Origin of the sequence: Streptomyces verrucosisporus, assembly GCF_017114865.1 — a bacterium.
GTDB lineage: Bacteria > Actinomycetota > Actinomycetes > Streptomycetales > Streptomycetaceae > Streptomyces > Streptomyces fenghuangensis.
The window spans coordinates 74,149-85,639 of sequence record NZ_JADEYH010000022.1; the positions used below are offsets into that span (position 1 = coordinate 74,149).

Here is an 11,491-nt window from a genome sequence, read left to right on the forward strand (position 1 = left end):
CCGCCTCATTCCCCCGGCTCTTCGGCCCGCTCCAGCAACTCCCGCAGCATCCGCTCGTCTCCCGGCGGCAGGGAGGTCACAAAACTCGCCAGCACCGCCTGACGGTCACTCTCCCCGTCCAGCACCCGCCGCATGCGCAGCGCCGCCAGCCCCGCCTCGTCCGCCGTCGGCGACCACACGAACGAGCGTCCCGCCTTCTCCCGCACCACCGCGTCCTTGGCCAGCAGCCGGGTCAGAATGGTGATCACGGTGGTGTACGCCAGATCGCCGCCGAGCCGCTCCCGCACCCAGGCGGTGTCCACCGGCCCCGGGGCCTGGCGCAGTGCCGACAGCACCTGCACCTCCAGCTCGCCCTGGCCGCGCCGGCGCGCACGGGGCCGCCCGGTCCTCTCCTGGTCCACCCTGCCGTCTCCTTCCAGCCATGCCCCCGTCACCCCGGCCGGGCCGGCCGTACATCGTAGGCGAGCGGTGGCCGGACCGGCACTCCGAGGCCTCCGCGCCTCCGTGGGCCGGGAGGTCTTCGGCGGCCGGGCCGGGCCGCGACGCCGGCGCGCACCCGTCGGTCCGCTCCGACGTCGTCCGGGAACGCGAGCATACGGGTCAGAACCTTCACGCAGGCGCCCACGTCGGCGCTCCGGTCAGGCCTCCCGCCTGACCCGGCAGCGCCTGCTCGCGTGCGCGCAGCGCACCGACGGCCGCCCCGGTCGGTCAGCCGGATCGGCAAGGGCCTGCGGTGAGCCGCGGACACCGGTGTGCCGCTCCTGACCGTCAACGGCGTGACCGGCTCCCGTGACCACATCGCCGTGGCCGGGCGCCTCGTCCGCACGCTCCCCGGCGGCCGCGCCGAGGGCGTCGAGGGTGCGGCCCACCACCCCGACGTGGAGCACCGCCGTCCACGACTTCCTCCCGTCCGTTTTCCTGAGGGTCCTTCCGGGCTGAGGGACCGGGCGGACAAGGCAGCGGGAATCATCGCGGTGGCGCGACCCGCCCTCCCGAGCTGAAAATCAGAGCGGAAAGCCGCTTTCGCACCATTCGATCTTGCCCGTGAGACAAATCGCTTGCCCCGCAGGCACAAACGTGGCTCAATGAATGCATGAGCCAGAGGACTCCTGACACGGGCATGGATCTGCCCCGTGTCGCGCCCCGCCTGCGCGAGCTGCGCAGGCGGGGCGGACTCACCCTGGAGGCCGCCGCCGAGCGGCTCGATCTGTCCCCGGCTCACCTGTCCCGTCTGGAGACCGGGCAGCGCCAGCCGTCGCTGCCCCTCCTGCTGGCCCTCGCCCGGACCTACGGCACCACGGTCGCGGACCTGCTGGGCGAGACTCCCCCCGACAGGGATCCGGTCATCCGGGCCGGGCAGGTGGAACCGGTCGAGGCCGGCGGCTGGGTCTACCGGCAGGCCGGCGGATCACGGCGGGCCATGCAGGCACTGCGCGTCCACATACCCCCGGACGCCCAGAACGACCTGGTCCGCACCCACGCCGGAGAGGAGTGGCTGCATGTCCTCACCGGCCGCCTCCGCCTTGCCCTGGGGAGCGACGAGCACCTTCTCGGCCCCGGCGACTCGGCCCACTACGACAGCCTGACGCCCCACCGGATCACCGCCGTCCCCCCGGAGGGGGCCGACCTGCTCTTCGTCCACACACTGCTGCGGAGCAACGTCGGCGATCTGTGCCTGGGAGGCGGGGGGTGACCCGTCCGGCGAGGTGCCCGGCGGCACACCGACTCATCGCGACCTCTGGAAGGTGACACCCATGCCGAGTGAGGACACCGGCGTCGAGCGCGGCGACGGCCGCTTCCCCCGCGGACTCGTTCTCCGCCTGTTCGCCTACATAGTCGCGGGTCACGTCTTCGCGTTCTTCCTCTACCTGCTGTTCACGCTCGGAGGCGAGTAACCCCCCCGCCGCCGCGGGGCCGGTGCGCGGCGTTTCCGGCCGCGCACCGGCTCCGGGCGGGAAGGACCGCCCGCCCCCTCAGGTCTTGGCCCGGTAGGCCCTCATCGCCGGCGGGTAGAAGACCGCCGCTATCCCCACCGCCCAGACCAGCGACCACAGCAGCGGCCGACCCACCTCGCCGCCCAGCAGCAGACCGCGGTACGCGTCCGACAGATGGGTGACCGGGTTGACGTCCGCCCAGGCCTGGAGCCAGCCGGGCATGGTGTCGACGACGACGAAGGCACTGCTGGTGAAGGTGATGGGGAAGATCAGAGTGAAGCCGAACGCCTGAACCTTCTCCGCGTCGCCCGCCAGCATGCCGATCAGCACCGCGCACCAGGACACCGCCGCCGCGAAGACGATGAGCAGCAGCGCACCCGCCAGGAAGCCGCCGAAGCCACCGGTGACGCGGAAGCCGAGCGCCAGACCGAGGGCGACCATCAGCAGCATCGCCCACACATGCTTGGCCAGGTCGGCTGTGATCCGGCCGATCAGCGGGGCGGAACGGGCTATCGGCAGGCTGCGCAGCCGGTCGAAGACGCCCTTGGTGAGGTCGGTGTTGAGGGCCAGCGCCGTGTAGGTGGTCATGAACAGGGTGTTCTGGACGATGATCCCCGGCAACGCGTACGTCAGGTAGACATCGGGCGACCCGGCCATCTGGCCACCGAGCACATAGGTGAAGAGGAAGACGAACATGATCGGTGTGATGCTGTAGTCGACGAGCTCGAGCGGGTTGTGCTTGATGGCGACCAGGCTGCGCCACGCCATGGTGGCGGTCTGCCGCAGTCCGGCGCCCGGGCGGACCCTGCCGCCGGCCCCGATGGGCGCGCCGGCTGCCGTGGCGGTCATGATGTGCTCACCGTCCTCTCCTCCTTCCGCTCCCCGGCCCGGGCGTCCGCCTCCCGCCGTCCCCCGTCCGGCCCGGTACGGTGGCCGGTCAGCGCGAGGAAGACCTCGTCCAGCGAAGAGCGGCGCAGCATCAGCTCGCCGACCGCGATACCGGCTCCGTCCAGGCTGCGGACCACCGCGGGCATCAGCTCCGGATCGCCGACCGGCACCGTGACCGCCTCTCCCTCGATCCGGGTCTGGGGCCCGGCCGCCCGCGCCACCAGGGAGTGCGCGGCCGCCAGGTCGCCCTCCCGTACCGGCCGCACCTGGAGCACCTGGCCGCCCACCTGCGACTTCAGCTCGTCGGGGGTGCCCTCGGCGATGACCCTGCCCCTGTCGATCACCACGATCCGGTCGGCGAGCAGATCCGCCTCGTTCAGGTACTGCGTGGTCAGCAGCGCGGTCACGCCCTCGGCGACCAGCCCGCGCAGCATGTCCCACAGCTCCCCGCGGCTGCGCGGGTCGAGGCCGGTCGTCGGCTCGTCGAGGAAGAGGATGCTGGGCCGGCCCACCAGACTCGCCGCCAGGTCCAGCCTGCGCCGCATGCCTCCCGAGAACGTCTTCACCGCGCGCCCGGACGCCTCCGTCAGCCCGAAGCGCTCCAGCAGCTCGGCAGCCCGTGCCTTCGCCGGGCGCCTGGGGATCCCCAGCAGCCGCCCGATCAACAGCAGGTTCTCCGTGCCGGTGAGGTTCTCGTCGACCGCCGCGTACTGGCCGGTCAGACCGATCAGGGAGCGCACGACCCCCGCCTCGCGCACCACGTCGTGGCCGGCGACCTCGGCCCGCCCCGCGTCCGGCTGGAGCAGGGTGGCGAAGATCCGCACGGCGGTGGTCTTGCCCGCTCCGTTCGGTCCGAGCAGCCCCAGCACCGTCCCGGTGCGGGCCTCCAGGTCCACGCCGTCCAGCGCCCTGGTGTCCTTGAAGCGTTTGGCCAGGCCCTCGGCCTGGATCGCGTACGAGCGTGCCATGAGGTTCGCCTCCTCGAACCGAGGTCGCGTTCGGGTGCCGCATCCGGGCCCCCGCCTCGGGGAGCGGCGACCCCATGGACAACTGTGACGCACGCCACTGACAAACTCCGCAGTGGCCGGATCGCGTAGGGTCGGCGGGATGGCGAGGTATTTCGACGTGCACCCCGACAACCCCCAGCAGCGCACCATCGGCACCGTGGTGGACGGCATCCGGTCCGGCGGGCTCGTCGCGTACCCCACGGACTCCTGCTTCGCGCTGGGGTGCCGGCTGGGCAACCGCGACGGCATCGCCCGGATCAGGTCGATCAGGAACCTCGACGACCGCCACCACTTCACCCTGGCGTGCCGGGACTTCGCGCAGATGAGCCGGTTCGTGCGCATCGACAACGACGTGTTCCGGGCGATCAAGGCGGCCACGCCCGGCAGCTACACCTTCATCCTTCCCGCGACGAAGGAGGTGCCGCGCCAGTTGCTGCATCCGAAGAAGAAGACGGTGGGGGTCCGCATCCCCGACCATGTCGTCACCCGGGCCCTGCTCGACGAGCTCGGCGAGCCGCTGCTGTCCAGCACCCTGCTCCTGCCCGGCGAGGAGGAGCCGCTGACGCAGGGCTGGGAGATCAAGGAGCGGCTCGACCACGTGGTCGACGCCGTGCTGGACTCGGGCGACTGCGGCACCGAGCCGACCACGGTCGTCGACTTCTCCGGGGGCGAGGCGGAGATCGTGCGCCGAGGAGCGGGCGACACCTCCCGGTTCGAGTAACCGGGCCGGCGCCTCCCGTACCCAGGTCCCCTGTTCCCGACGCCCCCGATGGAGGCACCGACATGACGAGCACCCCTCCTGTCACGCTGGAGGACGTCCGCGACGCCGCGGCGCGGATCGAGGGCGTCGCCCACCGCACCCCCGTGCTGCGCTCACGCACCCTGGACTCCCTCGCCGGCGCGGAGGTCTTCCTCAAGTGCGAGAACCTCCAGCGCGTCGGGGCCTTCAAGTTCCGCGGCGCCTACAACGCCGCCTCACGCCTGTCGTCCGAGCAACTGGCCCGGGGCATCGCCGCCTACTCCTCGGGCAACCACGCACAGGCCGTCGCCCTGGCCGCGCGTGAGCTGGGCACCACCGCCGTGATCCTGATGCCCGAGGACACCCCCCGCTCCAAGCTGGAGGCCACCGCCGGATACGGAGCGGAGATCGTCACCTACGACCGCTACACCGGCGACCGGGTCGCCCTGGGCGAGGCGCTGGCCGCCGAGCGCGGGCTGACGCTGATCCCGCCCTACGAGCACCCGCACATCATCGCCGGCCAGGGCACCGCCGCGCTGGAACTGATCGAGGAGGTGGGCGAGCTCGACGCCCTGGTGGCTCCGATCGGCGGCGGCGGGCTGATCGCCGGCAGCGCCACGGCCGCCAAGGGGCTGCTGCCCGGGATCCGGGTGATCGGCGTCGAGCCGGAGGCCGGGGACGACACCAGGCGTTCGCTGGAGGCGGGAGGACGTGTCTCGATCCCCGTGCCGCGCACCATCGCCGACGGTCTGGCCGCGGAGACGCCGGGAGAGCTGACCTTCTCCGTCAACCGCCGGCTGGTCGACGAGATCGTCCTGGTGGACGACGACCGGATCCGCGAGGCGATGCGGCTGACCTTCGAACGGCTGAAAACGGTCGTCGAGCCCAGCGGCGCCGCCGCCCTGGCGGCCGTGCTCGCCGGACGCCCGGATCCTCTGCCTCGCCGTATCGGCGTCATCGTCTCCGGTGGCAACGTCGGCGCGCAGCGCTTCGCCGAGCTCCTCGGGGGCTGATCCCGCCGGGGCACCGCACGCACCCCGGGCCCCGCCGTACACCGCCCGGCCGGCGGACGGCGGGGCCCGCGTGGCCCGGTGCCGCGTCGGTCAGGGCCCTGTTCTCCCGAAGCTACGGGGAGGGTGACGAGTAGCTCCCTGTGATCAGAGTGGCGCTCGGTCAGGGAGGTCGAGACGGGGGCCCGGGGCCTCGCCGGCCCGGAAGGCCGGCGAAGTCGGCGTGGGCCCGTCCGGGGGCTTCCGGGCATGCCTCGCGCCCGGCGTGCCCGGCGAGCGCCCGGTGGATGCCGGCGGCGGAGGGGTTCCAACCCCTGCGGCTGCTGGTGGGAACGGCCAGGTCGGGCTGGATCTGCCCGACGGACTCGCCGGACGCGCTGCACCGCAGCACAGGGTGGAGCATGTCGCCGGTGATGACCGGGGGCCGGCCGCCGTGCTCGCCCCTCGCGGGCCGCGTGTCGAGCCCCTCCGGCGACGGCCCCCGGATGTCCTCCCGCTCGGTTCCCGCCATCGCCGCGGAGAACGCGAACAGCGGCTTTCCCGGGCTCGCCCGGGGCGTAGATGCCGGTCGGGCCGGCGAGCGTCTCCAGGACCAGGCCGTGGGCGGTGAGGCGGTCGGTGAGGGCCGTGAGTTCGGCGGCGTCGCGGCCGAGGCGCTCCACTTCGTACACGGTCGGGATGCCCCGGCAGTGCGGGACGTCCGCCTTGACCTCCCGCGCCGTCCACAGCGCCTCCTCGAACCGGGGCCGTACGCGGACCCGGGTGCCGGCCCCGGCCGGGGCACCAGGGCGAAGCGGCGGGTGTGGCGGGCGGAGGCGACCGCGCCGCCGCGCGAGCGGCACGGCGAGCCGGTCTGGGTGTCGCACTTCGGACAGGCGTGCTGTTCGGCGTCGTCGGTGCCCGGCCGGCCGGTCGGGGAAGGGGGCTGAAGGCCTGCCACGGGCCCGGATCCTCGCACCGTGCAAGTCTCGGAGGAGGGTCCGTCCCGCTTCTGAGTGGGAACGGGTTCTGCGAACCGATCCGGGATCAGCGGGAGTCCGGCGGCCCGGGATTGACGCTCCTCGCGGAAGGGGCCGTTTGTGGGAGGTATGCGTCAATCGAGGGCGTCACGGTCGGTGTGGCCGGCGTAGCCCCTCGAGGAGGAGTGCGATCAGCCGGCGCGCGTCGTAACGGGGGTCGCCGTCGGTGCCGATGCAGAGGTTTCCGATGCCGCGCATGAGGTGGTAGGCGTCGAGGTCGGTGCGGATCTCGTCGGCGGCGGCTGCGGCGTCGAGAAGCTGGGTGCACACCGGTACGAGGCGGTCGAGGAAGTAGGTGTGCAGCGCCTCGAAGCCGGTGGTGTCGGCCTGCATCGCGGCGGCCAGGCCGTGTTTGGTGACGAGGAAGTCGACGAAGAGGTCAACCCAGCGTTCGAGGGCCGCGAAGGGTGTCGGACTCTCCGCCAGCAGGGTCGGGCCGGCTTCGGCGCAGGTGTCGACCTGGTGGCGGTAGACGGCGATGACGAGGTCGGCCCGGTTGGGGAAGTGGCGGTAGAACGTGCCGAGCCCGACACCGGCCTTGGAGGCGATCTCGCGCACCGGCGCGTCCACGCCCGAGGTGACGAAGACCGCGGCCGCGGCGTCCAGCAGGGTCTGCTGATTACGCCGGGCGTCCTTGCGCTTGGAAGCGGCCGAACTTCCCTGGCGAGGGCTGCTCGCGTTCACCGAGGCACTTCCTTCCGTGATCACCCTTACAATACGGAACATCGTTCCGTATTGTAAATGGAACCAAGTTCCGTTTCATTCATGGTGCCAGACCGAGGAGCTGGCGGCCAGGCCGTCGTGATCTCCACGCCGCACCCGCCGGGAGCTGCAGGAACGCGCCGGCCCCCGCCCTTCGGCGCAGATGCCGCGCGGACAGGGAGAAACGCGCGGCCCGCCCTCGGTCCCCACCGAACCTGAACGCAGAAGAAACCCACCGAAAGGCACTTCCATGTCCGACTCCAGCAGCCTGACCACGCCCCGGGAGGCACCCGCCGCCGTGGTGTCCGTTAAGCCGGTGACCCTGCCCGCTCCCGGCGAGCGCGGCGAGGATCTCCAGGTTCGAGTCTCCGCCCCGGTGTCCGGCCGCGACCTGCCGGTAATCGTCTTCTCGCACGGCTTCGGCTGGTCGATGGACGGCTACGCCCCGCTGTCCGACCACTGGGCCGCGCACGGCTTCGTCGTCATCCAGCCCACCCATCTGGACTCCCGCACGCTCTCCATTCCCGCCGAAGACCCCCGCACTCCGCGTATTTGGCGCTACCGGATCGAGGACATCACGCGCGTGCTGGACCGACTCGCCGTCCTGGAGGCGTCCGTACCGGGCCTCGCCGGGCGTGTTGATCACGACCGCGTCGCCGTGGCCGGCCACTCCTGGGGAGCGCAGACGGTCAGCACGCTGCTGGGCGCCCGCGTCCTGGACGCCGACGGGACTCCCGGCGAGGACATGTCCGACACCCGCGTGAAGGCCGGGGTGCTGCTGGCCCTCACCGGACTCGGCGACGACCTGACTCCGTTCGCCGCCGAGCACTTCCCCTTCATGAGGCCGTCCTTCGACACCATGACCACCTCGGCCCTCATCGTCGCCGGCGACAACGACCGGTCCCGCCTGTCCACCCGCGGGCCGGACTGGTTCACCGACCCCTACACCCACAGCCCCGCCGGCAAGAGCCTGCTCACCCTGTTCGGGGCGGAGCACTCGCTCGGCGGCATCCCCGGCCACCAGTCCGCCGAGACCACCGACGAGAGCCCCGCCCGCGTCGCTCTGGTCCAGCAGGTCACCACGGCCTTCCTGCGCAGCACCCTCCTCGGCGACGACACCGGCTGGAAGGCGGCGGCCACCGCCCTGGAGGAGAACCCCGAGCCGCTCGGGACCCTGCGGAGCAAGTGAACCGCCGACGGCACCTCTACGCGTAAGGACACATCATGATCCTCGTCACCGGAGGCCTCGGCTTCATCGGATCCCACACCGTGCGTGCCCTGCTCGACCTGGGCGAGGAGTGCGTCGCGATCCAGCGCAGCGCCCGACGGCTCCCGCCCGTGCTCGACGGGGCTGGTGTGAAGGTCGAGCAGGTGGACGTCACCGACCGCTCGGCCCTCCTCGCCGTCGGCCGACGCCACGACATCACCGGCATCGTCCACCTGGCCGGCTCCTACCCCTGGCCGCCCGTCCCCGACGCACCCGTCGACGCGACCCGGCAGGCGCTCAACGGGCTGCTGAACACCGTCGAGGCCGCCCAGGAGTGGGGCGTACGGCGCCTTGGCATCGCCAGCACGATCGGCGTCTACTTCGGTGCCCCGGGCGACGGGCCGCTGCGCGAGGACACTCCACTGCCGATGACCGCGTCCGTCTCCATCCCGACCTTCAAGAAGATCGGCGAAATGCTCGGCGGTTTCCTCGCCGACACCACGGACCTCGACATCGTCAACTACCGCATCTCCGGCACCTGGGGTCCGCTCGGCCACCTTGACCCCTTCTTCGCCGCACCCGCCCTCGTACACGCCGCCGCCCGCGGCACGGCCCCGGACCTCACCCATCTCGTCCACCCGGCCCATGCCGAGGACGGGCTCGACCTCACGTACGTCAAAGACACCGGCCGGGCGATCGCCCTCCTCCAACTCGCGGACCGGCTGAACCACCGCACCTACAACGTCGGCTCCGGCCGCGCCACCACCAACGCCCAGGTCGGCCAGGCCATCAAGAAGGCGGCACCCGGGGCCCGGGCCGACCTCCCCACCGGAGGCACCACACCGCACCTCGTCCTCGACATCAGTCGCCTCAACGAGGACACCGGCTACCAGCCCGAATACGACACCGAACGTGCCACCGCCGACTACATCGCCTGGCTGCGCGCCGGCAACGACAGCTGAACCGGATCCGCCCCGGCGCGGCCCGGCCGCGCCGGGGTGCCGGCCCGACTCTGTCGGGGTGCCGGCCCGACTCTGTCGGGGATCTTGATGTCGTCCGCTCAGTCCGTGGCGGGCCGCCAGGACCTCGGCCGGGGGATCCCGCGCCGGTCCGGGGAGTTCTGGAAGTCGGCCGGCGGCCGGGACGGAGGTCTTCTCCGGTCGGCGGCCGTCGGCTGAGACGCCCGCGGAAGTCGATCGGCGCGCTGTGGTGGAAGCCGGGACCGTCCAGTTCCATGGCCGGCGCGTACGTGCAATCGATGCGGCAGCGAACCGCCGCGGCCGCCTGCCGGTCCAACAGACCGAGCAGGAACTGCAAGCACACGGACGGTGGCCGGCTGGCACGGCCGGAGAAGGGACTCGCCCACCGGAACGGGCGCGGGGCGACAACGGGCACCCCCGACAACCGCATCGGGCCTTGAACAGGACCGAGCATGCCCGTTGACCACGCCGCCCCGCCGGGGATCCCCAAGATCCCCGGCAGAGTCGAGCCGGTGCCGCGTCGGTCAAGGTTCACCCCACTCGCCTCCCTGGCACGTACGCTCGCCGCGTCGACCGAAAGCCCAGGTAGGGCAACCGCATGCGGCTTTGGGCCGCCTTGCGATCGCACGGCACCGGACCGCCTCGCCACCGGGCGGACCTTGACCGACGCGGCGCTAGTGGCCGGAGTGGTCGTGGTCACCGCCCTGCGGCGGGCGGAGGGACGCTCCCGGGACGGCGCCGGAGAACTGCCCGGCCGCGCCGTTGCGGGCGCCCTCGGGCCATACGAGTACCTGGTAGCCGACGGCCACGATGTCGGGCACGGCCCAGGCGCTCAGTTCCGTCGCGCTCTCGCCCGGCGCCAGCTCGCCCTCGAAGCCGCCGTCCCCGTCGGCCCTCTGGGCCATGCCGCCCACCTCGACCCCCACCCACTGGACCTCCACCGCGTCCAGGTCGAGGGGCGTATCGCCGTTGTTGGTCAGCTTCACGCGCAGTCCCAGCGGCTCGCCGCTCTGCCCCAGCAGCTTCTCGCGGGCCCCGGCCAGCCGCTTGTCGTCCACCGTGCCGCCCTGGACGTCGGTGCGGTCGGCCGGACGCAGCCGTCCCAGTACCGTCGCCGTCGCCTCCAGGCCGTCCGGCCAGGCGAAGGTCTTCCCGGCCGGTACCGCAGACGGCCTGGCGGATGCCGCCCGCGAGGGTCCGGCGGTCGCCGAGGCGGAGGGGTCGGGGGCGGCCGGAGGGGCCGGCTCCCCTCCCGCACCGCAACCGGTGAGGGGCAGGGACAGGGATAAGGACATCAGAACCGCTGCGGGCACGGTTCGGCGCATGGGGACTCCAGCGGGCGGCGTCGGGCTGGCAACGGCGAGGCCGACGGTAGCGCCCCGCCCCCTGCCCGTAAAGATCGGCGGTCCCGCCCGCGCCGGGGAAAGACGGGGCCGGGGCGCGGCCGGGCACGGGCGCCCGCTGTCACGCCTCGATCACCGCGACCGCGTCCAGGCCGACGGCGTGCAGGGTCCGCAGGACGGTCCGGTCGGCTCCGCGGACGGTCAGTACGGCGTTCTCCGGCCGTCCGGTGGCCGCGCGGAGCAGGGCGTAGGCGCACGCCAGGTCGAGGTGGTCCAGACCGTGCATCTCCAGCACGACCTCGTGGGCGCCGAGCAGCCGCGGGTCCGCGAGCCGCTCCTCCAGTTCGCCGAGTGTTCCGGAGTCCAGCCGGCCGGAGACGGTGAGCACGGCGCGGCGACTCCCGGCCTCGGTGATCGCCAGGGCCGGGCGGTGCGCCCGTGCGGCGGGTTGCGGCTCGTATGCCATGGCGGCCTCCTGCGTGTGCCGGCCGGTGGTGGTTGCGCGCCTGTGTCCGTCTTCTCCCTCCAGCGTCTCACCACCGCCCCTGCCCGGTCCGGCGGACGCCGGTCCGGGCAGGGGTGAGCGCGCTCTTCCCCGCTGCCGGGGAAGGTGTGTGCGGCGTCAGGCCCTTGTGCCCCGCGCGACGGGAGCGGGCTGCCCG

General features: G+C 72.7%; 14 protein-coding genes. 7 read left to right on the top strand and 7 right to left on the bottom strand.

Features of this window, described 5'->3' with window-relative positions; all coding sequences use genetic code 11:
- Positions 1-5 precede the first annotated feature (5 nt).
- Entirely contained in the window at positions 6-401 is a 396-nt protein-coding gene (locus IQ279_RS21335) for a BlaI/MecI/CopY family transcriptional regulator (RefSeq protein ID WP_206350563.1), read from the bottom strand.
- A gap of 351 nt (positions 402-752) precedes the next feature.
- Here IQ279_RS21335 and IQ279_RS21340 point away from each other — a divergent pair, with 351 nt between their 5' ends.
- The 3 genes from IQ279_RS21340 to IQ279_RS21350 all read left to right on the top strand — a co-directional run bounded on the left by IQ279_RS21340 (position 753) and on the right by IQ279_RS21350 (position 1,895).
- Positions 753-1,001: a hypothetical protein gene (locus IQ279_RS21340; protein WP_206350565.1), complete on the top strand. Its 249-nt coding sequence runs from the start codon at positions 753-755 to the stop codon at positions 999-1,001.
- A 119-nt stretch (positions 1,002-1,120) separates the two neighbouring features.
- Positions 1,121-1,693: a helix-turn-helix domain-containing protein gene (locus IQ279_RS21345; RefSeq protein ID WP_241028496.1), complete on the top strand. Its 573-nt coding sequence runs from the start codon at positions 1,121-1,123 to the stop codon at positions 1,691-1,693.
- 61 nt (positions 1,694-1,754) lie between these two features.
- Complete coding sequence (locus IQ279_RS21350) at positions 1,755-1,895, top strand: DUF6126 family protein (protein ID WP_165869437.1); 141 nt, start codon at positions 1,755-1,757, stop codon at positions 1,893-1,895.
- A 78-nt stretch (positions 1,896-1,973) separates the two neighbouring features.
- On the opposite strand, the gene IQ279_RS21355 is transcribed toward IQ279_RS21350, so the two are convergent.
- Complete coding sequence (locus tag IQ279_RS21355; RefSeq protein WP_206350567.1) at positions 1,974-2,783, bottom strand: ABC transporter permease; 810 nt, start codon at positions 2,781-2,783, stop codon at positions 1,974-1,976.
- Positions 2,780-3,790, bottom strand: coding sequence for an ATP-binding cassette domain-containing protein (locus tag IQ279_RS21360; protein WP_206350568.1), 1,011 nt, complete (start codon positions 3,788-3,790; stop codon positions 2,780-2,782). The genes IQ279_RS21355 and IQ279_RS21360 overlap by 4 nt, the downstream gene beginning before the upstream one ends.
- 139 nt (positions 3,791-3,929) lie before the next feature.
- Between IQ279_RS21360 and IQ279_RS21365 the strand changes: the two genes are divergently transcribed.
- Positions 3,930-4,550, top strand: a complete 621-nt coding sequence (locus IQ279_RS21365) for an L-threonylcarbamoyladenylate synthase (RefSeq protein ID WP_206350569.1) — start codon at positions 3,930-3,932, stop codon at positions 4,548-4,550.
- A 62-nt stretch (positions 4,551-4,612) separates the two neighbouring features.
- Positions 4,613-5,581 (top strand): pyridoxal-phosphate dependent enzyme, encoded by a 969-nt coding sequence (locus IQ279_RS21370; protein WP_206350570.1) that lies wholly within the window; start codon positions 4,613-4,615, stop codon positions 5,579-5,581.
- Between the two features lie 160 nt (positions 5,582-5,741).
- Here IQ279_RS21370 and IQ279_RS28950 read toward each other — a convergent pair whose 3' ends face one another.
- Together IQ279_RS28950 and IQ279_RS21375 are read right to left on the bottom strand one after the other, a co-directional pair.
- Entirely contained in the window at positions 5,742-6,536 is a 795-nt protein-coding gene (locus IQ279_RS28950; RefSeq protein ID WP_443742678.1) for a zinc finger domain-containing protein, read from the bottom strand.
- Positions 6,537-6,684: 148 nt separating this feature from the next.
- Entirely contained in the window at positions 6,685-7,281 is a 597-nt protein-coding gene (locus tag IQ279_RS21375) for a TetR/AcrR family transcriptional regulator (protein WP_443742679.1), read from the bottom strand.
- A 268-nt stretch (positions 7,282-7,549) separates the two neighbouring features.
- Here IQ279_RS21375 and IQ279_RS21380 point away from each other — a divergent pair, with 268 nt between their 5' ends.
- Both IQ279_RS21380 and IQ279_RS21385 read left to right on the top strand, forming a co-directional pair.
- Positions 7,550-8,488: an alpha/beta hydrolase family protein gene (locus IQ279_RS21380; RefSeq protein ID WP_206350572.1), complete on the top strand. Its 939-nt coding sequence runs from the start codon at positions 7,550-7,552 to the stop codon at positions 8,486-8,488.
- Between the two features lie 35 nt (positions 8,489-8,523).
- Positions 8,524-9,468, top strand: a complete 945-nt coding sequence (locus IQ279_RS21385) for an NAD-dependent epimerase/dehydratase family protein (RefSeq protein ID WP_206350573.1) — start codon at positions 8,524-8,526, stop codon at positions 9,466-9,468.
- A 692-nt stretch (positions 9,469-10,160) separates the two neighbouring features.
- Here IQ279_RS21385 and IQ279_RS21390 read toward each other — a convergent pair.
- On the bottom strand, positions 10,161-10,781 hold the full coding sequence (locus IQ279_RS21390; RefSeq protein ID WP_206350575.1) for a hypothetical protein: 621 nt from the start codon (positions 10,779-10,781) through the stop codon (positions 10,161-10,163).
- A 169-nt stretch (positions 10,782-10,950) separates the two neighbouring features.
- Entirely contained in the window at positions 10,951-11,295 is a 345-nt protein-coding gene (locus IQ279_RS21395; RefSeq protein WP_206350577.1) for an STAS domain-containing protein, read from the bottom strand.
- Positions 11,296-11,491: the final 196 nt, after the last annotated feature.

Excerpts from the sequence above, each read along its gene's own strand:
- IQ279_RS21385 (WP_206350573.1), top strand. The coding sequence starts at position 8,524 with ATGATCCTCGTCACCGGAGGCCTCGGCTTCATCGGATCCCACACCGTG.
- IQ279_RS21355 (WP_206350567.1), bottom strand. The coding sequence starts at position 2,783 with ATGACCGCCACGGCAGCCGGCGCGCCCATCGGGGCCGGCGGCAGGGTC.
- IQ279_RS21395 (WP_206350577.1), bottom strand. The coding sequence starts at position 11,295 with ATGGCATACGAGCCGCAACCCGCCGCACGGGCGCACCGCCCGGCCCTG.
- IQ279_RS21350 (WP_165869437.1), top strand. The coding sequence starts at position 1,755 with ATGCCGAGTGAGGACACCGGCGTCGAGCGCGGCGACGGCCGCTTCCCC.
- IQ279_RS21345 (WP_241028496.1), top strand. The coding sequence starts at position 1,121 with ATGGATCTGCCCCGTGTCGCGCCCCGCCTGCGCGAGCTGCGCAGGCGG.
- IQ279_RS21360 (WP_206350568.1), bottom strand. The coding sequence starts at position 3,790 with ATGGCACGCTCGTACGCGATCCAGGCCGAGGGCCTGGCCAAACGCTTC.
- IQ279_RS21390 (WP_206350575.1), bottom strand. The coding sequence starts at position 10,781 with ATGTCCTTATCCCTGTCCCTGCCCCTCACCGGTTGCGGTGCGGGAGGG.
- IQ279_RS21370 (WP_206350570.1), top strand. The coding sequence starts at position 4,613 with ATGACGAGCACCCCTCCTGTCACGCTGGAGGACGTCCGCGACGCCGCG.
- IQ279_RS21380 (WP_206350572.1), top strand. The coding sequence starts at position 7,550 with ATGTCCGACTCCAGCAGCCTGACCACGCCCCGGGAGGCACCCGCCGCC.
- IQ279_RS21365 (WP_206350569.1), top strand. The coding sequence starts at position 3,930 with ATGGCGAGGTATTTCGACGTGCACCCCGACAACCCCCAGCAGCGCACC.